25 protein-coding genes are annotated in these 25,811 nt (G+C 45.3%); 13 read left to right on the plus strand and 12 right to left on the minus strand.

Features of this window, described 5'->3' with window-relative positions; translation table 11 throughout:
* The 6 genes from lptD to apaH all read left to right on the plus strand — a co-directional run.
* A partial coding sequence (lptD, locus tag AACQ17_RS04205) for an LPS assembly protein LptD (RefSeq protein WP_094167731.1) occupies nt 1–1,614 on the plus strand: 1,614 nt, incomplete at its 5' end.
* A 56-nt stretch (nt 1,615–1,670) separates the two neighbouring features.
* Nucleotides 1,671–2,966: a peptidylprolyl isomerase SurA gene (gene surA, locus AACQ17_RS04210; RefSeq protein ID WP_019282297.1), complete on the plus strand. Its 1,296-nt coding sequence runs from the start codon at nt 1,671–1,673 to the stop codon at nt 2,964–2,966.
* On the plus strand, nt 2,956–3,948 hold the full coding sequence (gene pdxA, locus AACQ17_RS04215) for a 4-hydroxythreonine-4-phosphate dehydrogenase PdxA (protein ID WP_017050645.1): 993 nt from the start codon (nt 2,956–2,958) through the stop codon (nt 3,946–3,948). The genes surA and pdxA overlap by 11 nt, the downstream gene beginning before the upstream one ends.
* A 13-nt stretch (nt 3,949–3,961) precedes the next feature.
* Nucleotides 3,962–4,768 carry a 16S rRNA (adenine(1518)-N(6)/adenine(1519)-N(6))-dimethyltransferase RsmA gene (gene rsmA / locus AACQ17_RS04220; RefSeq protein WP_013857835.1) on the plus strand — a complete coding sequence of 269 codons (807 nt, stop codon included), beginning with the start codon at nt 3,962–3,964 and terminating at the stop codon, nt 4,766–4,768.
* 60 nt (nt 4,769–4,828) lie between these two features.
* The gene (gene apaG / locus AACQ17_RS04225; protein WP_013857836.1) at nt 4,829–5,209 is read left to right on the plus strand and encodes a Co2+/Mg2+ efflux protein ApaG; all 381 of its coding nucleotides are present in this window, start codon (nt 4,829–4,831) and stop codon (nt 5,207–5,209) included.
* Between the two features lie 11 nt (nt 5,210–5,220).
* Entirely contained in the window at nt 5,221–6,036 is an 816-nt protein-coding gene (gene apaH / locus AACQ17_RS04230; protein WP_013857837.1) for a bis(5'-nucleosyl)-tetraphosphatase (symmetrical) ApaH, read from the plus strand.
* A 46-nt stretch (nt 6,037–6,082) separates the two neighbouring features.
* Here the strand turns inward: apaH and folA are convergent, their stop codons facing one another.
* The 6 genes from folA to rplU form a co-directional block, all read right to left on the minus strand.
* Nucleotides 6,083–6,565 (minus strand): type 3 dihydrofolate reductase, encoded by a 483-nt coding sequence (gene folA / locus AACQ17_RS04235; RefSeq protein WP_017045398.1) that lies wholly within the window; start codon nt 6,563–6,565, stop codon nt 6,083–6,085.
* A gap of 43 nt (nt 6,566–6,608) precedes the next feature.
* Nucleotides 6,609–7,097, minus strand: a complete 489-nt coding sequence (locus tag AACQ17_RS04240; protein ID WP_013857839.1) for a threonine/serine exporter family protein — start codon at nt 7,095–7,097, stop codon at nt 6,609–6,611.
* On the minus strand, nt 7,085–7,846 hold the full coding sequence (locus tag AACQ17_RS04245; RefSeq protein WP_013857840.1) for a threonine/serine exporter family protein: 762 nt from the start codon (nt 7,844–7,846) through the stop codon (nt 7,085–7,087). The genes AACQ17_RS04240 and AACQ17_RS04245 overlap by 13 nt, the downstream gene beginning before the upstream one ends.
* A 116-nt stretch (nt 7,847–7,962) precedes the next feature.
* A complete protein-coding gene (gene cgtA, locus AACQ17_RS04250; protein WP_017050648.1) occupies nt 7,963–9,135 on the minus strand; it encodes an Obg family GTPase CgtA in 1,173 nt (390 codons plus the stop codon).
* Nucleotides 9,136–9,356: 221 nt separating this feature from the next.
* The gene (gene rpmA / locus AACQ17_RS04255) at nt 9,357–9,614 is read right to left on the minus strand and encodes a 50S ribosomal protein L27 (RefSeq protein ID WP_010320621.1); all 258 of its coding nucleotides are present in this window, start codon (nt 9,612–9,614) and stop codon (nt 9,357–9,359) included.
* A gap of 21 nt (nt 9,615–9,635) precedes the next feature.
* Entirely contained in the window at nt 9,636–9,947 is a 312-nt protein-coding gene (rplU, locus tag AACQ17_RS04260) for a 50S ribosomal protein L21 (RefSeq protein ID WP_010320620.1), read from the minus strand.
* A gap of 272 nt (nt 9,948–10,219) precedes the next feature.
* Between rplU and ispB the strand changes: the two genes are divergently transcribed.
* A complete protein-coding gene (ispB, locus tag AACQ17_RS04265; RefSeq protein WP_094147284.1) occupies nt 10,220–11,191 on the plus strand; it encodes an octaprenyl diphosphate synthase in 972 nt (323 codons plus the stop codon).
* A 97-nt stretch (nt 11,192–11,288) separates the two neighbouring features.
* On the opposite strand, the gene AACQ17_RS04270 is transcribed toward ispB, so the two are convergent.
* Nucleotides 11,289–12,695 carry a basic amino acid/polyamine antiporter gene (locus AACQ17_RS04270; RefSeq protein ID WP_013857842.1) on the minus strand — a complete coding sequence of 469 codons (1,407 nt, stop codon included), beginning with the start codon at nt 12,693–12,695 and terminating at the stop codon, nt 11,289–11,291.
* 293 nt (nt 12,696–12,988) lie between these two features.
* Nucleotides 12,989–13,924: a malate dehydrogenase gene (gene mdh / locus AACQ17_RS04275; protein ID WP_017043806.1), complete on the minus strand. Its 936-nt coding sequence runs from the start codon at nt 13,922–13,924 to the stop codon at nt 12,989–12,991.
* Nucleotides 13,925–14,249: 325 nt separating this feature from the next.
* Between mdh and argR the strand changes: the two genes are divergently transcribed.
* The 5 genes from argR to AACQ17_RS04300 all read left to right on the plus strand — a co-directional run bounded on the left by argR (nt 14,250) and on the right by AACQ17_RS04300 (nt 20,098).
* Nucleotides 14,250–14,723, plus strand: coding sequence for a transcriptional regulator ArgR (gene argR / locus AACQ17_RS04280; protein ID WP_013857844.1), 474 nt, complete (start codon nt 14,250–14,252; stop codon nt 14,721–14,723).
* Nucleotides 14,724–15,186: 463 nt separating this feature from the next.
* The gene (locus tag AACQ17_RS04285) at nt 15,187–16,155 is read left to right on the plus strand and encodes a TAXI family TRAP transporter solute-binding subunit (protein ID WP_026027829.1); all 969 of its coding nucleotides are present in this window, start codon (nt 15,187–15,189) and stop codon (nt 16,153–16,155) included.
* Nucleotides 16,156–16,442: 287 nt separating this feature from the next.
* A complete protein-coding gene (locus tag AACQ17_RS04290) occupies nt 16,443–19,016 on the plus strand; it encodes a TRAP transporter permease (protein ID WP_013857846.1) in 2,574 nt (857 codons plus the stop codon).
* 84 nt (nt 19,017–19,100) lie between these two features.
* Complete coding sequence (locus AACQ17_RS04295; RefSeq protein WP_013857847.1) at nt 19,101–19,538, plus strand: universal stress protein; 438 nt, start codon at nt 19,101–19,103, stop codon at nt 19,536–19,538.
* Between the two features lie 167 nt (nt 19,539–19,705).
* Nucleotides 19,706–20,098: a DUF2061 domain-containing protein gene (locus AACQ17_RS04300; protein WP_026027830.1), complete on the plus strand. Its 393-nt coding sequence runs from the start codon at nt 19,706–19,708 to the stop codon at nt 20,096–20,098.
* Between the two features lie 11 nt (nt 20,099–20,109).
* Here AACQ17_RS04300 and AACQ17_RS04305 read toward each other — a convergent pair whose 3' ends face one another.
* Both AACQ17_RS04305 and rraB read right to left on the minus strand, forming a co-directional pair.
* On the minus strand, nt 20,110–20,913 hold the full coding sequence (locus tag AACQ17_RS04305; RefSeq protein ID WP_013857849.1) for a glycosyl hydrolase 2 galactose-binding domain-containing protein: 804 nt from the start codon (nt 20,911–20,913) through the stop codon (nt 20,110–20,112).
* A 163-nt stretch (nt 20,914–21,076) separates the two neighbouring features.
* A complete protein-coding gene (rraB, locus tag AACQ17_RS04310; protein WP_017046663.1) occupies nt 21,077–21,502 on the minus strand; it encodes a ribonuclease E inhibitor RraB in 426 nt (141 codons plus the stop codon).
* A gap of 686 nt (nt 21,503–22,188) precedes the next feature.
* Between rraB and arcA the strand changes: the two genes are divergently transcribed.
* Complete coding sequence (gene arcA, locus AACQ17_RS04315) at nt 22,189–23,409, plus strand: arginine deiminase (protein WP_094147746.1); 1,221 nt, start codon at nt 22,189–22,191, stop codon at nt 23,407–23,409.
* Nucleotides 23,410–23,526: 117 nt separating this feature from the next.
* Here the strand turns inward: arcA and tldD are convergent, their stop codons facing one another.
* Together tldD and AACQ17_RS04325 are read right to left on the minus strand one after the other, a co-directional pair.
* Entirely contained in the window at nt 23,527–24,972 is a 1,446-nt protein-coding gene (tldD, locus tag AACQ17_RS04320; protein WP_013857867.1) for a metalloprotease TldD, read from the minus strand.
* Entirely contained in the window at nt 24,969–25,802 is an 834-nt protein-coding gene (locus AACQ17_RS04325; RefSeq protein WP_094147747.1) for a carbon-nitrogen hydrolase family protein, read from the minus strand. The genes tldD and AACQ17_RS04325 overlap by 4 nt, the downstream gene beginning before the upstream one ends.
* Between the last annotated feature and the right edge of the window lie 9 nt (nt 25,803–25,811).

Here is a 25,811-nt window from a genome sequence, read left to right on the forward strand (position 1 = left end):
TATGACCTAGAAACAACCTTTAAATATATGCAAGAACGCGGTACGCAATTAAACAGTGAATTCCGTTATCTGAATAATTTTGGTACAGGTAACATTAAATCTGAATATTTACCTGATGATCAAAAACATCCGGAAAAGGGCAGCCGCTGGGGCTTCCAATACCAACACAGTGGTATTTTCAACCAAGCTTGGAAGTTTGAAATTGACTACTCTCAAGTCAGTGACATTAGCTACTTTAGTGATTTAGACTCAGGTATCGGTAACCGAGAAGATGGTCAGCTTATCCAAGAAGGTAAAGCCACCTACCGGACCCACAATTGGGATTCATCGATACTGGTTCGCGACTTTCAGCTGCTTACAGAAGACAAAACTAGCACCAACCAACCCTATCGCTTGATGCCACAGATTGCGTTTAATTACTATGCGCCCGAATTATTACCGTATTTGAACTTTGATATGGTGAGCCATCTATCGCGTTTTGAAACCGATGCAAGAGGAAAACCTGCAGCCACCCGAGCGCATATTGAACCGGGCTTTACTATCCCTCTCAGTAACACCTGGGGCACTTGGACAACAGAAGCGCGAGTGCTTGGTACTTATTACCAACAAGATCTCAGCGGTGTTAACCTCAATTCGGATAACTATAAAGACCTAAAAGAGAGCGTTTCACGCATCATTCCGGAATTTAGAACTCATGCGGGATTAGTACTGGAAAGAGATACGGTTCTGTTTGATGACTATACGCAGACACTTGAGCCGCAGATTCAGTACCTGTACGTACCGAGAGAAGATCAGCGCAATATCGGGCTGTACGATACAACGCTACTGCAAACCGATTATTATGGTTTATTCCGCAGCCGTAAATACAGTGGTGTCGATTATATTGCCCCGGCAAATCAGATCAGCTACGGTGCCTCTTCACGGTTTTTCGACGATCAGTATAAAGAACGTTTAAATATCTCTTTTGGCCAGATTTTTTACCTCAAAAAAGATCTCAAGAATTCCTCCCCTAATGAGCGAGATAATTCAGCCAACACTTCCAACTATTCGGCTTGGGCCGTCGAAATGGACTTCAACTATGATGATTTACTCTTCTACCATGGCGGGGTTCAGTACGACATTGATAGCAGTACGATGCAGCTCGCCAATAGTACCCTAGAGTATCGGGTTGGCTCTGGCTATATTCAAACCAACTACCGCTATGTAACTTACGATTACATTAAAAACACCGTGGACTTCAATACTAGTGGAATAACCAAAGAGGGTATTTCACAAGCTGGTTTACTGGCTGGGTATCAGATTTCCCAAAAATGGAATGCTAGCGGACAGTACTTCTACGATTTAACCACGGAAAAGAGCCTGGAGTGGCTGGCTAACCTAAGCTACACCTCAGATTGTTGGTATATTGGTTTTACTTATAGTAATCAACTGCGGAAATGGGATGGTGATTTTGTTACTGACCCTAATGCTACGCCACTCTACGAAAATAACTTTAGTTTGAACTTTGGTATTGTCGGTTTTGGCACCACGATTGGTGCAGGTTCCGGAATGACGGGCGTAGACAGCGCTGGAAATTCATTAAGTTATGGTCGTCCATTTTTCCTAAACAACTAATTTATTCGGCCTTTGCTTAAGCGTAAAGGCCCTTGCTCATTTTGATAGGACTACAAATGAAATTGTGGAAACACACACTGATTGGATTGATGGCAACATTAAGCCTAAACACCGCATACGCTACTCCTGTTGAGCTCGATCGCGTCGCCGTCATCGTCAATAGTGGCGTTATTTTACAGAGTGACATTGATGGTGCATTAAAAACCTTGACCATTAATGCAAAGAAAAATGGTCAAACGCTACCCGAAGACACAGTGCTGCGTGAGCAAGTGGTTGAAAAATTGATTATTGATACCATTCAGCAACAAGAAGCACAACGCATTGGCGTTCGCATTGACGATAACCGACTCAGTGACGCGATCGCCGACATCGCGAAAAACAATAATCAAACCCTGGAACAGCTTAACGCTTCTGTTACTGCTGAAGGGCTGACTTATGCCGAATTTCGCGAACAAGTACGTAAAGAAATTGCAGCAAGTGAAGCGCGCAATGCTTTAGTTCGTCGCCGGATCAATATATTACCGGACGAAGTGGACAACTTAGCCAATATTCTTGCGCAAGAAACCAATGCAACGGTGCAATATAAAATCAGCCACATCCAACTGCGTGTTGACGACACTCAAGATAAGGCCGCAGTAGAACAGCAAGCCAAAACCTTAGTCGAAAAACTCAACCAAGGAGCAGATTTCAGCACCATGGCTTACACCTATTCAAAAGGTCCGAAAGCGCTGCAAGGTGGTGATTGGGGCTGGATGCGCAAAGAAGAAATGCCGACAATTTTTGCCGACCAAATCAAAATGCAAAACAAAGGCTCTATTATTGGGCCATTTCGCAGTGGCGTCGGTTTCCACATTCTTAAAATTGATGACGTCAAAGGATTAGAAACCGTCGCGGTCACGGAAGTTAATGCACGCCATATTTTAATCAAACCCACGGTCATTTTAAGCGATGACGGCGTACAAAAAGAGCTACATGACTTCATTCGTCGCATTAAGGCAGGTGAAGCGACCTTTGGTGAATTGGCGCAGCAATACAGCCAAGATCCCGGCTCTGCGGCGCAAAATGGCGAATTGGGTTATCAAACACCGGATCTGTACGTGCCGGAGTTTCAACATCAAATCGAAACATTATCGGTTGGGCAAATCAGCGAACCCTTTAAAACCGTTCATGGTTGGCATATTGTCGAAGTGCTTGATCGCCGTGAAGTCGACCGCACCGACTCTGCACTGAAAAACAAAGCTTATCGCATTCTTTTTAATCGAAAATTCAATGAAGAAGCCAGCGCATGGCTACAAGAAATGCGTGCCAGTGCCTTTGTAGAAATTATACAGGACAACCAAGATGACAATTAAACGCATCGTGGTTACCGCTGGCGAGCCCGCGGGTATTGGCCCAGATTTGGTGCTGGCCTTATCAAAAGAAGATTGGGCACATCAACTGGTGGTATGCGCGGACAAAAGCTTGCTTGCAGAGCGCGCTAAAGAGCTCAATATTGACGTTATATTGGAAGACTACTCAGTCACCTCTGCACCAAAACCACAGCAAGCGGGACGGTTAGTAGTGGATCATATTCCCCTCGGCGCACCGGTGATAACGGGGAAACTGAATGAAGCCAATGGACATTATGTATTAAATACATTAGAAAGAGCCGCTTTAGGCTGTATGAATGATGAATTTGATGCTATTGTCACCGGCCCTGTGCACAAGGGGGTGATCAACCGAGCTGGCGTTGCATTTAGCGGCCACACTGAATTCTTTGCTGAAAAATCTAATACTCCACTGGTGGTTATGATGCTCGCAACAGAAGGGTTGAGAGTCGCGCTAGTGACAACACATATTCCACTGGCTTATGTATCAAAGGCAGTAACGGTCGAGCGGTTAGAAAAAATCATCACTATTTTGCATAAAGATTTGGTGGAAAAATTTGCCATTGCTCAACCCAAAATTTATGTGTGTGGTTTAAACCCACACGCGGGAGAAGATGGCTGTCTGGGCCGTGAAGAGATAGAAACCATCACTCCAACACTAGAAAAAATTCGTCAGCAAGATGGCATTAATTTGATTGGCCCACTACCAGCCGACACCATCTTCAATGACAAATACTTGCAAGATGCCGATGCTGTTTTAGGCATGTATCACGACCAAGTCCTACCCGTATTAAAGTACAAAGGCTTTGGTCGTTCAGTAAATATTACTCTTGGTCTACCCTTTATAAGAACATCGGTCGATCATGGCACCGCACTCGAATTGGCAGGGAAAGGGCTTGCGGATACAGGGAGCTTTAGAACAGCACTCGCCTACGCGATTGACTTGGTAGAAAAGAAACCTAATTAATTTCGAGAAAACTATGAGAAATGATGTCCACTTAGGGCACAAAGCGCGTAAACGTTTTGGTCAAAACTTCCTAAACGATCCATACATTATTGATGGCATCGTCTCTGCGATTAACCCTCGTCCGGGACAAAATTTGGTTGAGATCGGCCCCGGTCTTGGAGCGATAACTGAGCCAGTCGGCCGCGAAGTGGATAAATTCACTGTTATTGAGCTAGACCGTGACTTAGCTGAGCGCCTGCGCAACCACCCAGAATTATCGAGTAAATTGACGATTCACGAAGGCGATGCGATGCGCTTTGACTTCACGCAGTTGGTGAAGCCGAATAATAAACTGCGCATTTTCGGCAACTTGCCATACAACATTTCAACGCCATTAATGTTCCACTTATTTGAATTTCATAAAGATATTCAAGATATGCACTTCATGCTGCAAAAAGAAGTGGTCAATCGTTTAGCTGCCGGTCCCGGCAGTAAAGCTTACGGGCGCTTAACGGTTATGACGCAGTATTTCTGCAAAGTGGTTCCTGTGCTGGAAGTTCCGCCAACGGCCTTTGTACCGCCACCGAAAGTTGATTCAGCCGTGGTGCGCTTGGTGCCTTATGAAGTACTGCCGCATCCAACGACAAACATGAAGTGGTTAGAGCGTGTCTGCCGAGATGGTTTTAACCAACGTCGTAAAACCGTACGCAACTGCTACAAAGGTTTGATTGAGGTGGAAACGCTAGAAGAACTTGGGGTCAACCCTGGCATGCGCCCGGAAAACCTAACACTTGAACAGTTTGTTGCTATGGCAAACTGGTTAGACGCTCATCACGCCTAATAACGATTGAGCGATAAACGGCCAATGTCTATCGCTCATCTATAAAAACAAGGAGTTAACATGGATATCTCTGAACCTTGTATCAAAATCCAAGTCCATACCCAGTATCTCCCCGAGCAGTCCAATCCCGATTTACACCGCTATATCTTTGCCTATGTGATCACCATCCGTAATCTCAGCAACCAGCAAGTACAGCTGATGAGCCGCCGTTGGCTAATTACCGATGCGAATGGCAAACAGATGTCTGTGGAAGGTGATGGCGTGGTCGGGGAACAACCGATTATCTTGCCCAATGATGAGTACCGCTATAACAGTGGTACGGCGTTGGAAACGCCAGTCGGTGTGATGCAAGGTCATTACATTATGTTAGATGAAGCGGACGCTGAATTTATTGTTGAAATTGAGCCTTTTCGTCTCGCTATTCCTAATGTTTTAAATTAAAAGAGGTAGCCGTGGCGAACTATATTGTCGGCGACATTCAAGGCTGTTTTGATGAACTACAGTGTTTATTGGCTCAAGTGCAATTCCAACCACAACAAGACACACTGTGGGTAGCTGGCGACTTAGTTGCAAGAGGCCCTAAATCTCTAGAAACGCTACGTTTTATCAAACAATTGGGTAGTTCGGCGCGTATCGTTCTAGGCAATCACGATCTTCACCTACTGGCCGTCTCGCTGGGCATCCACCCATGTAAACCTCGTGATAAAACCTTACCCATATTACAAGCGAACGATGCAACAGAGCTGCTCACTTGGTTGCGCCATCAACCGCTCCTCGCTGAACATGCTGACTTTGTTATGTGCCATGCGGGGATTTCTCCTCTGTGGGATCTTGAAACTGCACGTCAAGCAGCAAAAGAAGTCGAAAGTATTTTGCAAAGTGATCGTTGGCGTTGGCTTATCGAGCAGATGTACAGCAACACACCTGATATGTGGAGCTCGAAGCTAGAAGGGATTGACCGCTATCGCTATACCATCAATGCCTATACTCGGATGCGTTTTTGCTTTGCTGATGGGCGTCTTGATATGGCGTGCAAACTTCCCCCTCAAGAAATAAAAGATGAAGAATTGTTACCGTGGTTTGCCCTACCCAAACGCCTTAAACTCGATAAAACAGTCCTCTTTGGCCACTGGGCTGCATTAGAAGGTTACCGCAGCGACGAAGTGATAGGGCTTGATACTGGCTGTGTGTGGGGAGGATGTTTGACCATGCTACGCTGGGAAGATAAACACTACTTCACTCAACCAGCGTTAACCCATAAAGGCTAACGAATAAAAAGATCCGGATCGTTGCTTAATATCGATCCGAAATCCTCTATTGCTTATCAAAAACCACAAACTGCATGTTGTGAGCATTTTTGTCATCCGCTTGATACATTTCACGATGAACTTCTTGCCACTCACTCCCCCACTCGGGAAATTGTGTATCTCCCTCAATATTTAAGTCAATAAAGGTGAGGTATAGTTTATTGGCCTGTGGCATACAGGCTTGATAGATAGAGCCGCCACCAATGATCATCACTTCATCCACATGACCCGCAACCTCAATGGCTTCTTCAATCGAAGAGACAATACTCACCCCTTCAATTGCCAATGAAGCATCACGACTGATCACGATATTATGGCGACCAGGTAACGGGCGACCAATAGACTCATAAGTTTTTCGCCCCATGATCACTGGTTTGCCCAACGTACAGCGTTTAAACCATGCAAAATCTGCCGGTAAATGCCATGGCATTTGATTGTCTTTACCAATAATCCGGTTGTCTGCCATCGCGGCAATCATGCTGATGATCATAAATAAGATCCTAAAGTGTCATCACGAAAAATAGCCCATGCCCTTACACTATGGGTTTGCGCCGATAGAATAACAAACCCGGCACCGCAAGGCCAACCGCTAAGCCCGCGATAATAAACATCGCTTTTAAAAAATTATCCATCAGTATCGCCAGCAGCTCTGGCGTAAAACCAAGATGGTTAATTTCAACCATTGCAATCATCGCTTTAAAGGCAAAAACCCCGGGAACCATTGGGATCAAAGCCGCTACCGTAAACACTTTAGGGTGAGCTAAAAATTTACGCGACCAACGCACGCCAATCATTCCAACGATAGTTGCAGCAAAAAAAGTCGCCCACTCAATGGGAATTCCAAATTGCATCATTAAGTAACGTGAGCCATGACCAATCGCACCACCTAACGCACAATATTTTAGGGCTGGTACAGGAACATTAAACACCAAAGCAAAACCAACGGCTGGGATTGCAGCAAAAAACATATCATTGGCTAAACCGAGTAATAAATTCATCCAATCCATCGCTACCACCCCCATACACCCGTCACGCTCATCGCCGCAACGATGCCCAAACTCGTTGCCAACGTAAGCAAACTTGCCATCACAAAACGGGCAATACCCATATTGATATAACCTTTAAGCATATCCGCGACCGCATTAATTAAAGGAAAACCGGGGACTAACATCAGTACAGAAGAAGCCATCACAATGGTTGGTTTATTGCCTAGCTGGTAGATGATAGCTTGCGCTGAAATGATCGAAGTGACAAATGAGGTCACCGTAAAGTTGACGAGCGGATTAAATTGGCGATGCCCAATCTCTTGGCGCACAATCATACCCGCCGCAGAAGCAATGAACGTCATCGTAAACACCGTCCAATCTCCGCCAGCTAAACGAGCAAATGCAGCACAAGAAAGACCAATCATCACCACAACTAACCAACGGTTGTAGCGTTCAGGGCTGATCTGATTAAGTTTTTTCTGCGCAAGGGAATAATCTAAAATCCCTTTTTCCATCATGATGCAGATGCGCTGGACTTGCGTCACTACCCGCATATTGATCCCACGATCAGGACAACGGCGCGCAGTCGTAATGCAATGGCCATCATAAACCGTGGTTAGCACAAGTGAACTCGCCGAGAGCGATACTTCCACTTCACTCATGCCACACGCCGCTCCCATGCGACGCATAATATCGCCCACCAGTGTACTTTCCGCACCATGAGCCAACAACATTTGCCCAGCCTGGGCGATCAATCGAGAAACAAGCCTCTGTTTGGATGTCATGATTCCTTTCCGAACGTCCTAAAAGCCCAATAGTGTGCCCGAAATTGGGTGCTTTAAATATGATTTAGCTATAAAAAAGCCGCAATAATTATTGCGGCTCAATCCATTCAGGAAAATTAATCACGAACATAGATAACGTGACCGTCATCTTCTTCGTCGTCCCAATCATCCCAGTCATCACCATCTTCAGTGATCACATTTTGGCTGTTCATCTCATCTTTATGGTAATCATCCCACATGAAATCGACTTTCTGAGCTTCACTGAGCTCTTCCTGCTCACGAGGTAACGTTTCCATATAGTCAGCCAACTCACGGCACAAATCCGCCGTACCTTGTTGGTTTACTGCCGAAATTTTGAAGTATCGCCCTTCCCAAGCTAGCGCATCTAAGATCTCTTGGATCTTTTCATCGGCTTCTTCTTCAAGCATCAGATCAACTTTGTTGAACACCAACCAACAAGGTTTTTGTGACACTTTTTCACTGTATTGCTCTAGCTCATCAAAGATGGTCAGCGCATTTTGCGCAGGATCACTTTGATCAACAGGAAGGATGTCTATCATATGCAGCAACACTCGGCAACGTTCTAAGTGCTTTAAGAAGCGAATACCTAAACCAGCACCATCGGCCGCGCCTTCAATCAAGCCCGGAATATCAGCGATCACGAAACTTTTCTCAGGAACCACACTCACGACACCCAAACTTGGGATCAGCGTAGTGAAGGGGTAATCAGCGACTTTTGGCTTCGCTGCTGAAACAGAACGAATAAAGGTTGATTTACCCGCATTCGGCAAGCCAAGCATACCCACGTCAGCTAAGAGTAAAAGCTCAAGGCGTAATTCGCGCACCTCACCTTTTTTACCCATGGTTTTTTGGCGTGGTGCACGGTTAACGGATGACTTAAAGCGAGCATTACCTAAACCATGCCAGCCACCTTTAGCGACCATCACTTTTTTGCCATGCTCTGCAACTTCACCCACAACTTCATTGGTGTGAATGTCAACCGCTCGAGTCCCAACAGGCACCTTCAAAGTAATGTCTTTACCGCGCTTACCTGTACAGTTAGCACCGCCACCATTTTGGCCGCGCTCAGCAGCGTAAAAGCGTTGGAATCGGTAATCAACCAAGGTATTTAAGTTTTCATCGGCTTGGATATAAACGTCGCCGCCATCGCCGCCATCGCCGCCATCAGGGCCGCCTTTCGTCACGAATTTTTCACGCCAAAAGCTCACGACACCGTTACCGCCATCACCCGCTTCGACTTTAATTATCGCTTCATCAACGAATTTCATTTGTTACTCCACGCTCTTTGCGTTGCGATATCATTGTCACACAATGATATAAATTCTAGCAGATACACATTCAGGATCGACCGTGATCATCCTTCGTTTTATCCACAATTGGAACACATAAGGAGAAACTCTAGTGATTAGAGTGTCTTCTTTTCTGTTCGGCTGATAAATAAAAAACCCCACCGTAACGGCAGGGCTTTTGAGTTCAGTTAGGTATAAATTTATTCAGCGTCGATGCTAACAAATTTACGGTTTTTAGGACCTTTAACTTCAAATTTCACTTTACCTTCAGTAAGAGCGAAAAGAGTATGGTCTTTACCGATACCAACGTTAGTGCCTGCGTGGAACTTAGTACCACGTTGACGAACGATGATGTTACCTGCAAGAACAGATTCACCACCGAAACGCTTAACACCAAGACGTTTGCTTTCTGAATCGCGGCCGTTACGAGTAGAACCGCCAGCTTTTTTGTGTGCCATTGTTAAACTCTCCTAAATTACTTAAGCGTTGATGCCAGTGATTTTCACTTCAGTGAACCACTGACGGTGGCCTTGTTGTTTACGAGAGTGTTTACGACGACGGAACTTAACGATTTTAACTTTATCGCCACGACCGTGTTGTACTACTTCAGCAGTAATTTTACCGCCTTCAACAAGAGGTGCCCCAACAGTGATTTGCTCACCGTTAGCAACTAGTAGAACTTTATCAAATTCAACAGTTGCACCAGTTTCAACGTCTAATTTCTCTAAACGAAGAGTTTGACCTTCGCTTACACGGTGTTGTTTACCACCAGATTGGAAAACAGCGTACATATTTTACTCCGCTCTTTCCGCACAGCCGTATGCTTTTTATTTGAGCAATTTGGGTGTGCGCTAAACTAATCATCAATAGGGCGCAGATTCTACGCGAATGAGTACCCCAAGACAAGCCATATTTTGAAAAAATTGGCGAAAAGCTAATCGCCAATGAAAAGTGGCGCAATCATGCCTTTAAGCCTTGTATTAATCAACGTTTTTTAGTGTATTATTCGAGAATTATAGAAGAACACAACACCTTATAGGTTCTAACTTCAGCCGGATTAACCATGGATTTTAAAGCTATCCAAACGCTTACTGCCGATGACATGGCAAAAGTGAATGAAACGATTCAAGCTCAGCTCAACTCTGATGTATCTTTAATCAATCAATTAGGATTCTACATCGTCAGCGGAGGTGGGAAACGTCTGCGTCCTTTGCTGGCTATTTTGTCGGCTCGAGCCCTTGGTTATCAAGGTGAAGCGCACACGACTGCCGCTGCATTTATTGAATTCCTCCACACGGCAACCTTGCTGCATGACGACGTTGTCGATGAATCGGATATGCGCCGTGGCAAGGCAACAGCGAACGCGGCATTTGGCAATGCAGCGAGCGTGTTAGTGGGGGATTTCATCTACACGCGTTCCTTCCAAATGATGACTACACTAGGATCGTTAAGGATCCTTGAGCTGATGAGCGATGCGGTGAACGTTATCGCTGAAGGCGAAGTGCAACAATTGATGAACTGTAATGACCCAAACACTACCGAGGAAAATTACCTACAGGTGATCTACTCGAAAACGGCGCGTTTGTTTGAAGCAGCGACCCAGATTGGTGCGATATTAAGTAATGCTTCTCCTGAAATTGAAACGGCATTACAGAACTATGGTAAGTACCTTGGCACGGCTTTCCAGCTCATTGATGACGTGATGGATTACACCTCTGATGGCAGTGAAATGGGCAAAAATGTGGGCGATGATTTAGCGGAAGGCAAACCAACACTTCCTCTATTGTACGCAATGCAGCATGGTACACACGAACAAAAAGAGATGATCCGTGAGGCCATCGAAAAAGCCAATGGCATGGAACAGCTTGATGCGATTCTAGCGGCAATGAAACAAACAGGCTCGCTTGAATACACAACCAACAAAGCGCTCGAAGAAGCCGATAAAGCGATCAATGAGCTGTCTATCCTGCCAGAAAGTGAATATAAACAAGCACTGATAGCTCTAGCTCATATGGCTGTGAATAGGACAAAGTAGAACAGCAGCTAGCTTTGACGAAGAATCGCTCTTTGCCTAAAAATGCACCGCTACAAAAAGAGCCTCAATTGAGGCTCTTTTTGATTCTAAGCGTTATTTAAAACCCGCCTTGCCAAATCATGCCAAATGCAAAAACAGCCACGATCGTTAAAGCACAAGCTCCTAACTTTTCTTTGCCTTGAAAAGGATGAATGCCCTGCTCTCGTTTTGCTTTCATGTAGAAATAGAGCCCAGGTAGATAGAGTAGCGCGGAGAGCATCAAATAGTGCAAACCAGAGGCATACAAAAGCCAAATCCCATAAATGGTGGCACAAGAACCTATCACCAGAAGTTTGCCTTTATTCTTCTGTTCAATCGCGATCTTTAACGTAAAGGCGCCGATCAAAAAATAGGGAACAAGGATCATTTCTGAAGCGAAGATCAGCAGCGTATCGTAGGTACTGCCTGCGTACATCACCAGAATCAGTGAGACCTGAATGCAAATATTGGTTAGAGTTAACGCTTTTACTGGGCTCCCCGCTTCGTTTTGCTGGGCGTAGATGGCAGGAAACATCTTATCTCTAGCACATAAAAATGGCGCTTCGGAGGCCAGGACCGTCCAGCTAAGAAAAGCACCGCACACCGAAATAATTAATCCAACACCGATAATGTACTCGCCCCAAGGACCAAGAATAGTCGTCAGCACTTTGGCCATTGAAGGGTTCTGATATTGCGCCAATTCAACCGGTTTAATCACGCCCATCGACAATAAGGTGACCAATACATAAATGGTCAACGCCGTAAGCAAACCGAGAATAGTCGCTTTACCGATATCAGCACGGTGGCGAGCGCGGCTTGACACAACAACCGCTCCCTCTATTCCGATGAACACCCATACCGTGATCAACATGGTGCTTTTTATTTGATCCAGCAGATCATGGCCAACACCGAAGTGTAAGCCTGTAAAATCCAATGTGAATTTGTCCCAAGAAAAAGCAAAAGCGGCACAAATGATGAACAACACTAGAGGGATCATTTTAGCAAAGGTGGTAATCAGATTAATGAATGCGGCCGTTTGTACTCCTTTTTTGACCAACGCATGCACCAACCAAAGTAATACCGATGCACTCCCAATGGAAAGCCACGTATTACCCGCCCCAAACATCACGTTATCTGGTGTATCAAACAGCATACCTAAGGTACTAAAAACAATTACCAGATAAGAGACATTAGCCACCATGGCGCTAAACCAGTAACCCCATGCGGAACAAAAACCCGCAAAGTCACCAAATCCTTCTCGAGCAAAACCAAATACGCCACTATTAATATGAGGTTTATGAATGGCAAGTTGTTGAAAAGAGAGCGCGAGAAAGATCATACCAACGCCGGTGATCCCCCAACCGATCATTACCGCCAAAGGGCTGGCGACTGAGGCCATGTTTTGTGGCAGGCTAAAAACACCAGCGCCAATCATTGAACCAATGACCAGTGCTGTCAGTGAGCCCAAACCAAGCTTATTATCCATGGGAACTATCCAGTGAGTGTTTACACATTAGAGGAAGGCGCTATTTTAGAGAACATATTTATCAGACATCAATCCCTATGTGATCGCGGTCACTGAGATAGTGAGTCAATAGTCAAATTCATTGCTAGGGATCAAAAAGTTTGTAAGTTCACGACGAAAATAATGCACTGCTCAGTAAAAAAAACCGCATATTACACAGTTCAAAGCATCATCATACAAAAATATTGGTAAAAACCATAAAAAATGCCGCTTGGATGAGCAAGCGGCATTTTTGTATAAGATAAGGTTATTCTTTATTTGGCGAAATCAACACCTAGCTGAATATCACCTTTCAGTGTTGTCAGCATTCCATCTAACGCGGCTTGTTCATAGGCACTCAATGCACCATAGCTCAACACTTCTTCGACACCCTCTTTACCGAGTTTAATCGGTTGTGCAAAGAATGAAGCATGCTCACTACCACCGTCAACGTAGGCACATTCCACAACACCTGGTTCACCTTGTAGTGCTTTGACTAATGATAAGCCAAAACGGCAAGCCGCTTGACCCATTGACAGTGTTGCACTGCCGCCACCCGCCTTCGCTTCCACCACTTCGGTGCCTGCGTTTTGAATGCGCTTAGTTAGTGCTTCCACTTCTTCAGCCGTGAACTCAACCCCTTCAATTTGCGAAAGCAAAGGTAGGATAGTGACGCCTGAGTGGCCGCCAATCACAGGCACAATAATCTCGCTAGGGTTTTTATCTTTTAGCGCCGCGACAAACGTTTCTGAGCGGATCACATCCAACGTTGTCACACCAAATAGCTTACGCTTGTCGTAAACGCCTGCTTTTTTCAAGACTTCCGCTGCAATAGGTACTGTTGTATTGACAGGGTTGGTGATAATGCCCACACAGGCTTTTGGACAGACAACCGCAATCTTTTCAGCCAACGCTTTCACAATGCCAGCGTTAACATTAAACAGATCCGCGCGATCCATACCCGGCTTACGAGCGACACCAGCAGAAACAAGGACTACATCCGCACCTTCAAGCGCAGGTGTTGGATCTTCGCCAGCATAGCCTTTGATCGATACGGGAGTAGGAATGTGGCTTAGATCGGCAGCAACGCCCGGAGTCACCGGTGCGATGTCATACAGCGCCAGATCGGAACCAGCAGGAAGATGGTTTTTAAGTAGAAGTGCTAGGGCTTGACCGATGCCACCAGCGGCACCAATAACAGCTACTTTCATCGTAGTTCTCCTTGAGAATAAATCTCTTATAAATGTTTTTGTGTAGGGTATTTTTAAGCTAGAAAACTATAGCAATCACAATATGATTACAATCAATTAACGCTAGCTTTGCGACCTCGCGCAATTCGCTAAAATCGTGCTACAGCACCGATGGCAATTATGACCTTGTTTATCTTTACCGACAAAGAGTTAAGTTGCCATTCGACCAAAGTTTTACATAAAAGTTTACAGTGACCTTTTAGACACTTTTGGACGATAATTTGGCGATGACTGCATAGCTATGCGAGAATATGCAGCAATAAATGGCTAATCGAAGACGATAACTATGCGCAACAATAATGATAAGCAAGATAATCTGGTTCGTGCTTTTAAAAATCTATTAAAAGAAGAACGTTTTGGATCTCAAGGTGACATTGTCGATGCCCTGCGTAATGAAGGGTTTGATAATATCAACCAATCCAAAGTATCTCGCATGCTGACTAAATTTGGCGCGGTACGCACTCGCAACGCAAAAATGGAGATGGTCTACTGCCTTCCTGCTGAACTCGGTGTACCAACCGTATCAAGTTCACTGCGTGAATTAGTGCTAGATATAGATCACAATGCCGCGCTGGTAGTGATTCATACCGGACCAGGAGCGGCGCAGCTTATTGCTCGGTTACTTGATTCACTGGGTAAATCAGAAGGCATCTTGGGTGTGGTGGCCGGTGACGATACCATTTTTATCACACCGACACTGAACGTAACGACAAAGCAGCTGTTTGATTCAGTCTGTGATCTGTTTGATTACGCAGGGTAATTTGTCACTAAACGCATTTCATCTCACTCTCTAGTAGAATCACACTGAGTCAAGTCGGCGTGATTCTCTTCACATCTTCAGCAATAAGTTGTCACAGCAGAAAGAGGAATAACTCCTTGATAGGCAAGCTATTGCCATATTTTGGCTCTGACAATGACGCTTATTGATAGCCAATTTCGCTACATTTTTTAACATTCCTGTAATTATGTGTCGATTTTTTGGTATTATTTAGCCACTTTTTCAACATACGGATTGAAAAAGATGCCGTTTCTAGATGAGGAAACTCCCCCGATACCCAAACAACTTGAAGTTGCGGGTAGGCGGCAAGTGAGTCAGTCGTCATAAGCATGGATAATTCTGTGATTGGGGTGAACGAACGTAGCTAACACCACAGCAACTTCAAGTGGAAAGGGTGTAACAACAATTATCTATGGGGTTAATAATGAATAAGGAAGGAAAATTCATGGCATTGAATAAATTGATTAAAGTTGGAATTATTGCAGCAGCGGTCATGGGTACAGGTACGTTAAGCGCACAAGAGTTCATTACGATTGGTACAGGATCCGTCACTGGTGTTTACTACCCGACAGGTGGTGCTATTTGTAAGCTGGTTAATAAAGGGCGTAAAGATCACAACATTCGCTGCTCAGTAGAATCAACGGGCGGATCGATCTATAACGTGAACACGATTCGTGCAGGTGAACTCGATTTCGGTATTGTTCAATCTGACTGGCAATACCATGGTTATAACGGTACCAGTGAATTTGCTGAGCAAGGCCCGAATAAAAAACTGCGCGCAGTATTTTCCCTTCATACCGAACCTTTTAATATCATTGCCCGCGCCGATTCAGGCATTGAAAACGTGGCTGACTTGAAAGGTAAACGTGTCAACATTGGTAACCCAGGTTCTGGTGACAGGGCAACCATGGCAGTGGTGATGGATGCATTTGGTTGGACCAATGACAGCTTCAAACTGGCTTCTGAGCTCAAAGGCTCTGAGCGCTCTCAAGCATTGTGCGACAATAAAATAGATGCCTTTATTTATATGGTTGGCCATCCAAATGGTTCAATCAAAGAAGCAACGACCTCATGCGATGCAAAACTCGTCTCTGCTACTGGCCCTGAAATTGAAAAAATTGTTGCCAATAACCCTTACTACGCTTACAGCACGATTCCTGCTGGCATGTACCGTGGAACAGATAAAGATGTAACCAGTTTTGGTGTGGCTGCGACCTTGGTATCAAGCACTGATGTGTCTGATGAAGTCGCATACAATTTGGTCAAAGCGGTATTTGAAGATTTTGATACCTTTAAACGTCTTCACCCTGCCTTTGCTAACTTGAAAAAAGAAGACATGGTGAAAGCGGGGATCTCCATTCCTCTTCACCCTGGCGCAGAAAAATACTACAAAGAAATCGGTCTGCTAAAATAATTTCGCATCGCGAAAACCAACAATAGCGATACCGAATCAAAGGAGGCTGAACGTCTCCTTTGATTGCCCTTTCAGTCACGAGCGATATGCCCTTTATCCCTTGGCGTTATGGTCAGCGATGATGGCCTGTCCTCTTACGTTTACAACGACTCTCTGGGCACATTTGGGTTTTAAATGATTTAACAACCCACCTTTTGTTCTGTTCCGCAATAGCCCACTTCTCATTAGCAGTGAATTGACCCTGTGACCAACCGAGACGTAGGCAGCCAATAATAAGGATAACGTACATGACGAAGACACTTACTCCGTCAACCGATGTGCAGGAAATGGTAGCGCAATCTGATACCGGCGCAAGAAACCCTCACGGCTTGCCGGGGCGCATTTTGTGGTTTGTCCCACTATGTTGGTCACTATTCCAACTTTGGTATGCTTCACCGCTGCCCTTTATTTTTAACTTTGCCATCTTAAACGATACGCAAGCACGAGCCATTCACCTCACATTCGCTGTTTTTCTCGCCTTTACGGCCTACCCTGCGTTAAAGAACTCACCACGCGATCGCATTCCATTGATTGATTGGATTTTGGCATTGGCGGGCAGTTTCTCTGCTGCTTACATCTATTTATTTTACAATGAGTTGGCTGGTCGCTCCGGTGCGCCAACCTTGATTGATATAGCGGTCTCTGTCACAGGAATGGTGCTATTACTTGAAGCTACCCGCCGAGCGTTAGGACCACCACTGATGTTGGTCGCTGCACTCTTTTTGCTCTACACCTTTGGTGGCCCCTACATGCCGGATGTGATCGCTCATAAAGGAGCGAGCCTAAACAAAGCGATGTCTCATTTATGGCTGACCACTGAAGGGGTTTTTGGGGTGGCTCTTGGAGTTTCCACCTCTTTTGTGTTCTTGTTTGTTCTATTTGGCGCAATGCTTGAACGAGCTGGCGCAGGTTCCTATTTTATCAAAGTAGCCTTTTCATTGTTGGGCCACATGCGAGGCGGTCCCGCGAAAGCAGCGGTTGTAGCCTCAGGCTTATCGGGGCTAGTGTCTGGCTCATCGATTGCAAACGTAGTTACCACCGGTACTTTTACCATTCCCTTGATGAAACGTGTCGGCTTTCCCGGAACAAAGGCGGGCGCTGTTGAAGTAGCCGCTTCCACCAATGGCCAATTGACCCCGCCTATCATGGGTGCTGCCGCATTTTTAATGGTGGAATATGTCGGTATTTCCTATGTTGAAGTGATCCGTGCGGCGCTACTACCAGCGCTTATCTCTTATATTGCCTTAATTTATATTGTCCATTTGGAAGCCTGCAAAGCAGGAATGAAAGGCCTACCTCGCCGTCATACACCAACATGGGTGCAAAGCTTACTTTCATTTACGGGTACTATTTTAGGGCTTTGCGTTCTCAGCGCTGTTGTTTACTACGGCATTGGTTGGACCAAAGAAGTGTTTGGTGACGCCGCTACTCCAATTGTTACGGTCGCGCTTTTACTGACTTATGTCGCTCTGATTAAAATTTCGTCTCGCTACGCCTCAGAAAGTGCAATGGATATGGATATCCAAGAAGTACCCGACCCTGGGCCGACGGTAAAATCAGGGCTTCATTACCTGCTACCTATTGTGGTGCTAGTATGGTGTTTGACGGTCGAGCGCTTCTCGCCTGGATTATCCGCTTTTTGGGCCACGATATTTATGGTCTTCATTTTGATCACTCAGCGGCCAATCATGTCGTTACTCAATAAGAGCAACGATTTGAACACGCAAGTGAAGGCTGGGTTTGTTGATCTTGCCGAAAGCTTGGTTTCGGGCGCGCGGAATATGATTGGCATTGGTGTGGCAACCGCTGCCGCAGGAACCGTCGTTGGTGTCGTCACCTTGACTGGCATTGGCTTAGTGATGACCGATTTTGTTGAGTTTATATCCGGTGGCAGCGTCATACTGATGCTGATTTTTACCGCCGTGATCAGCCTCATTCTTGGTATGGGCTTACCGACCACTGCCAACTACATCGTCGTATCAACCTTAATGGCTCCCGTCATTGTGACACTGGGAGCCGCTCATGGTCTTATCATCCCATTGATTGCCGTACACTTATTTGTGTTCTATTTCGGCATTTTGGCAGATGACACCCCACCAGTTGGCTTGGCGGCATTTGCCGCAGCCGCTATCGCTAAATCAGACCCTATTCGTACAGGTATTCAAGGGTTTGCTTACGATATTCGTACCGCCATTTTGCCCTTTATGTTCGTATTCAACACTCAACTACTGCTAATGGGAATTGATACATGGTGGCACTTAGCGTTAACCATTTTCTCGGCCATTACCGCAATGCTGCTGTTTTCTGCTGCGACTCAAGGTTGGTGGCTAACTCGCAATAAGTGGTGGGAAACCGTCTTGTTGTTGGTGCTGACGTTCTCGTTCTTCCGACCCGGTTTTTGGTGGGACATGATTTATCCTGCGACCGAACTGCACCCAGGCACAGAGATAGCGCAAATTGTAGAAAACCTCGATGTGGGTCAATCGATAGAGCTTATCGTCGCTGGTGAAACCATTGAAGGTGATTACTTATCAAAAACAGTACTACTCCCTTTTGATGATCAAGCGTCAACGGCAGAACAGCGTATTCAATCAATGGGGCTAACCCTGAAAGAAACCAGTAATCGTATGCTGGTGGATATGATTGAGTTTGGCAGTCCAGCTGAAGCTGCAGGCATAGATTTTGATTGGGAAATCCGCTCAGTTGTGTTGGAAAGCCAACGGCCAATGAAAGAGTGGGTTTTCTTACCTGCATTATTATTAGTGCTGACGCTAGCTTGGAATCAAAAACGCCGTATGAGAACACAAGAAATACGCGCTTAATCAATATGCCTAGCACGAGCTAGGCATATACTTTACGGAAACAAGGTGCTCTAAAGCACCCTATCGTAGATGAGATAATCCATAATGTATAAACACATCCTTGTTCCAGTGGACCTTAATGAAAAAGGCTTTTCTGACAAAGCCGTTGAACTTGCTGTTTGGCACGCGACACATTCCAATGCTGAAATTCATCTTTTAAATGTATTACCTGGTATCCACATGTCGATGGTCGCCACATACTTCCCGAAAGATGCCGCGGCGAAAATGAAAGAAGACGTCAAGCAACAGCTAAAACAGTTTGCTGATCAACATATCGCTGACGAAATAATCTACAAACTGCATGTAGCGGAAGGTAAAGCCTACACCACCATTTTAGATTACGCAGAAAAGCTCGGAGCTGATTTGATTATCATGCCAAGCCATAAACGATCGAAGATCGATAAAGTGATGCTGGGATCGGTGGCCAGTAAAGTAGTACAAAACTCGCCAATCAATGTACTGGTTGTCAAGCCGCAAGGATAGAAACCCTGCATCGTCATAAAAAAGCGCATGAGGCGCTTTTTTTATGCCAACGATAAGCGCCTCAGTTAGGAATTGGCTATCAAACTAATAGGTTCAATTATCTTTACTTGTTGAGAATAATTATCAATAATGTTTGCATCAACCCGATAACCGTTTAGGTGAACATTATGAAAAAAACGCTTAGCTTTGCCGCGATCCATTTCAGTATTGCGTTTACCGTCGTTTATCTACTTACGGGCGACATTATTCTTGGTAGTCTGATTGCCATGCTTGAGCCGATGGTCAATACCGTTGCTTTTTACTTTCACGAAAAAGTATGGGCGCACTACGCCCCACTGCGCCGCTACTCACAATCGGCCAAAATTAAAACAGGTAGCTTTGCTGTAGTGCACTTCAGTGTTGCATTTAGCGTGGCATATATCATGACAGGAAGTTTTGTCATTGGTGGTGTTTTAGCCATGATCGAACCGAGCATTAATACGTGTGCTTACTACTTCTACGAGAGGTTCTGGCAAAAGAGGCATCCGCAAGAATGGTCACCAATGAAATGCTCTCATTAACTGTACGTTGATCAGATAGGAAAATGGGTAACACAGAGATCTTCGCTTAACGCGATATGGAAGGATTGCTGCTGACCATCAAGTTGCACCGATAAGGTATACAAATCATTCGGGTTAAGCTGTGTAAGATCTGCGTACTTCGGCGCTTCCACTTGAAATAAAGCACTGGCGTGCTGATGACGCACATCAATAGGTAACTGATAGCTCATACCATTAAATTTCACCACCGCGGAAACTAATCCTGGTGCGTAGGTTTGATAATGTAAGTGAACCAAAAACTCACAGCCACCACCATAGTGCCAGATTTGCTCAGTGGTAACATGCTCTAAACGAACATGACGAATGCATTGCAGATAAGGCTCTTGCCAAATACCCATTCGCTCATCGTATTTCTTCACCGAGTGGTGTCCCAATGGGCATAATTGCGGTAAATCTTGATCCTCCAGCAACCACTCTTCTTCTTGCTCAACAAACAAAATTTCGAATCGATTGCGGCCGAGTTGCAGCAAAGGCCGAATGTCTTTTTTATACACCGCTTGACTGCCATCACAATCAAATAGTGCCACACCGTTTAAACGTATTTCCGCATAAAAATCGATCCCCTCAAGCACAAGATCAATTGCAGCAAAACCAAGCATCACTTCATCCACCTCAACATCATGCATCAAATGCCACTCTTGCTCGGCAATTTGTGCTTCTGTCATATCGTGAGGTAATACTTGGCTAAGAGGCGCAGGAAAACAAAGATCATCTTGCGGGATCGATAAATCAGTCAACGGTGAAAGCTGCCAAAAGCCAGCAAGAGAAATTCGCATAATAAACTTGAGCTAGATCAATGTTGAGCGATTATATACAAAATAAATAAAGATGTGCTGACAAAAATAATGATTCGTCACTAAAGTGCCCCGTTAGCTTTGCATAGCTAAAAAAATACCAGCCAAAGGGCTGGTATCTCACATTAAGGTAAATAACGCCTAATCACTCTTGGTCGTCTTCATCTTCTTCATCGTCGTATAGAGCATCTTCGCCTTCGTAGTAAGTGCCCCAGCCGTCGTAAATAATGTCATATTTTTCAGCAAGTTGAATAAGCTTCTCTGCCTGTTCATCGATCGCTTCGGCCTTCAGTACCGATTGCATAGTCGCGTCACAGCACAATAGTTTATTGCCGTCTTCATCTTCTGTTTCTTCTGCTTCAAGCACTTCAAAGCCCATTTTAAAGGCTTCAACAACCGCTTTTTCTAGCGTGTCAAAATCTTCAGCAAATAGGTGGTGCTCTATCTCATATAACGCATCTGGATCACTGCCATCTTCGAGCAGGGCTTGAATGATGTCGCGAGTATCTTCTTTTTGAATTTCGATTAACTCTTCAACGGATACGTAGTCATCTTGCTGAGGTTGAGACATAAGGTGCTCCAGATTTGGCTAAATGTAGACTATACTCCATCAACTTGGCGTTGCAGATAGGCGGCAAGTGAGTTCATCCCCATGAACATAGATAAACTATGTGACTGGGGTGAGCAAACGTAGCCAGCACCGCTGCAACTTCACGTCGGAAGGGTATAAATGAATTTCGACGAAATATGGCATGGTTCGCCTAAAATTGCCACCAACAACGTACCGCGATCTTTATCTTTCTAAAGGATCACGGCTCAATCAAGTACAGATTAAATAAAAAACACTTTAATTTAACAATTTATTTTCATTTTGCTAATTCAGTAGATTATCTGCCTGATGATTTGCTCTTTCACCGCATTAAACTGCCTGTTTATCAAACATTCATGCATAGCGAAAAAGGTCGCTTTGGCTAAACATGCCCGCATTATGCACTTTTTATGTAAATAACCGCATAGAAAATCACTTATTCTTCATGCTTAATTCACCCTCCTCTGAGCCAAAAACGCATAACAAAGCACTTTGTCGTTATTAGGCTTATTTGGCTAGTTTTGGAGTTATTTTTTAATAATCGCACATTTTAAAGCATACACAACTATAAATTCACAAAATAACAGCTAATACCACCGCTAAGTAGACTTGCATCGTTCGCTTAAGCTTGTCATAAAGAACATGAGAAATAAGAGTAGGGATACAAAATGAATAAGCTGTACGTTGGATCTGAAGTTGGGCAACTGCGCCGAGTATTACTCAATCGGCCAGAGCGTGCCTTAACTCATCTCACACCGTCGAACTGTCATGAACTGTTATTTGATGATGTGCTTGCCGTAGAAGATGCAGGAAAAGAGCATGATGCCTTTGCCAACACTTTGAAGGACCAAGATGTTGAAGTGCTGTTGTTGCATGATCTCTTAGTCGAAACCTTAGCCGTTGCCGATGCCAAAGCGTGGTTGCTCGATACACAAATTTCTGATTTTCGCTATGGTCCCACTTTGGCGCGCGATCTGCGCTGCTATTTAGCTGACATGGATAACGAACACCTCGCCACTCTGCTACTCGGTGGTCTTGCTTATTCCGAACTGCCCATCCACTCCTCTTCGATGCTACCTAAAATGCATCGTCCGTTAGATTTTGTGATTGAACCGTTGCCCAATCATCTCTTTACCCGCGATACCTCTTGCTGGGTGTATGGCGGCGTATCGCTTAATCCGATGATGAAACCAGCACGCCAACGTGAAACCAACCATTTACGCGCCATTTATCGTTGGCATCCTGTATTTGCAGGAGAGAATTTTATCAAGTATTTCGGTGATGAAGATCTGCACTACGATAATGCCAATATTGAAGGGGGCGACGTACTGGTGATCGGTAAAGGTGCAGTGTTGATTGGTATTTCCGAACGCACGACGGTGCAAGGGGTAGAAAATTTTGCTGCGAGTTTATTTAAACATGGGCAGGCCAAAGAGGTGATTGCCGTTAACCTGCCTAAACACCGCTCCTGTATGCATTTAGATACGGTGATGACACATATGGATGTCGACACCTTTTCTGTTTACCCCGAAATTATGCGTCATGATTTAGAAACATGGCGTTTAACGCCGAAAGGCGATGGCGGGATGAACGTCGATTCAATGCCAAGTTATGTTAATGCGATTGAACGCGCGTTAGGTTTGGACAAACTCAAAATCATCACCACTGGTGGTGATAGCTATGAGGCTGAGCGCGAACAATGGAATGACGCCAACAACGTGCTAACGGTTAAACCCGGAGTTGTGATTGGCTACGAGCGCAATGTCTACACTAACGAGAAATACGATAAGGCGGGCATCAAAGTATTAACCATCCCCGGCAATGAACTCGGCCGAGGCCGAGGCGGCGCGCGCTGCATGAGCTGCCCGATCGAGCGAGATAATATTTAACCTTTTCAATTCAACGCAGTGAATAAAAGAGATAAAAAAGCGGCGCATCAAAACGCCGCTTTTTATTTGCTTACGCTGCGCGATACAAACCACGTCAGCTCTGAGCGAGTAACAACGTTATTCGGTGCCACCAACAGTGAGCGAATCTAGCTTAAGCGTAGGTTGCCCTACTCCAACAGGCACACTTTGTCCTGCTTTACCGCACACTCCAACGCCGCGATCAAGGCTCAAATCGTTACCCACCATCGAGACTTGTTGCATTGCCTCAATGCCAGAACCGATCAAGGTTGCACCTTTGATTGGATAAGTAATTTTGCCGTTTTCAATCATATAGGCTTCAGAGGCAGAGAACACAAATTTACCCGAGGTGATATCCACTTGGCCACCGCCAAAGTTGGGCGCATAAACGCCTTTCTTCACTGTTGAAATGATCTCTTCTGGCGTATGTTCACCCGGCAACATGTAAGTGTTGGTCATGCGCGGCATCGGTAAATGTGCGTACGATTCACGACGCCCATTACCCGTAGGGTTCACCCCCATCAAACGTGCGTTGAGTTTGTCTTGTATGTAGCCTTTCAACACGCCATTTTCAATTAAGGTGTTGTATTGACCATTGACACCTTCATCGTCGACATTGAGCGAGCCACGCAGATCTTTCAGTGTGCCATCGTCAACAATCGTACAAAGCGTTGAGGTTACTTTCTGGCCAATTTTACCGGAGAAAACAGAAGATCCTTTGCGGTTAAAATCACCTTCTAAGCCATGCCCTACCGCTTCGTGAAGCAAGACGCCCGGCCAACCAGAACCGAGCACAACAGGCATCGCGCCAGCGGGAGCTGCGACAGCTTCAAGATTGACTAAGGCTTGTCGGATAGCTTCATCGGCAAACTGAAACGCAACTTTACGGCCATCTTGTTCGGTGAGGAAAAAGTCATAACCAAAACGACCACCACCACCAGAGCTGCCTCGCTCGCGGCGATCACCTTTTTGTGCTAACACGCTGATCGACAAACGGACCAACGGGCGGATATCGCCTGCGTAAGTCCCATCGGTTGCAGCAACTAACATCTGTTCATGCACACCACTTAAGCTCACCGAGACTTCTTGAATCAACGGCTCTTTGGTACGAATGTAAGCATCCAGCTCTTGCAGTAATTCTGTTTTTTGCTTTTTTTCCCAACTGGCTAGTGGGTTATCCGCCGCATAATAGGCTTGATTATCGCTACGTTTAAAGGCTTGAACACAACCACTTTTACCTTGCTGCGCAATACCTCGTGCGGCTATTGCACTCTGTTTCAAACCTTCTAATTGGATTTGATCTGAATAAGCAAAACCCGTTTTTTCACCTGTGATGGCGCGCACACCAACACCGCAATCGATATTAAATGAGCCGTCTTTAATAATGCTGTCTTCGAGCACTAAAGATTCATGCCAGCTCGACTGAAAATAGATATCGGCATAATCAATTTGACGAGTGGCAATTGTCGCTAGTGTATCCGCAATATCTTGCTCGGTTAATCCTGCCGGTTTTAATAGTGCATCTTCAATGCGGTTAATACTCATAGTTTGCTCTTATTATCTATAAACTGATTGGTGAATCGGGTGTGTGCAGCAATGGGCATTTTTTGTCGAACTTGCTCAACGTAAGCCAAGTCAATATCGGCGACTAAATTCCCCACTTGCTGGTTTAAGCTTGCAATAACCTCACCCCACGGGCTGATGACCATCGAATGACCCCATGTCTCGCGCCCACATGGATGAAGCCCAGTTTGCCCAACCGCAACAACCCAACACTGATTCTCTATCGCTCGGGCTCTTAACAAGACTTCCCAATGTGCCTTTCCGGTCACCGCCGTAAAGGCCGCAGGAACCACTAATATCTGAGCACCCTGCATTCTTAATTGGGAATAGAGGTGCGGAAAGCGCACATCATAGCAGATGGAAAGGCCAATTTGACCAAATGGCGTCGACGCAACACTCAGCTTTGTGCCGCAGGTAAAAGTTTCCGATTCTCGATAGCGCTGGTGGCCATCAGCGACATCTACATCAAACATGTGTAATTTGTCGTAGTGCGCGACAAGATCGCCATTGGCGTCAAACAGCAAGGAGGTAGTCGTTACCCCAACCTCACGACGGATAGGCATACTGCCCACCAACAGCCATACCCGATGAAAGCGAGCCATAGCAGCCAATTGGCTCTGCAAGGGCCCTTGCCCCAATGGCTCGGCATGTTGGTGATACTGTTGTCGCGTGCCAAACACCAGTGCATTTTCCGGCGTGACAATCCACTTCGCACCTTGCGCCACAAGTAGTGACACTTGCTGTTCGATATAGGCCAAATTCTGCGCAGGTTCAGAGCTTGACGTCATTTGAATAAGTCCAACGCGATCCATGCCTACTTC

This window comes from Vibrio sp. V10_P2A27P122, from assembly GCF_963874335.1.
Classification (GTDB): domain Bacteria; phylum Pseudomonadota; class Gammaproteobacteria; order Enterobacterales; family Vibrionaceae; genus Vibrio; species Vibrio anguillarum.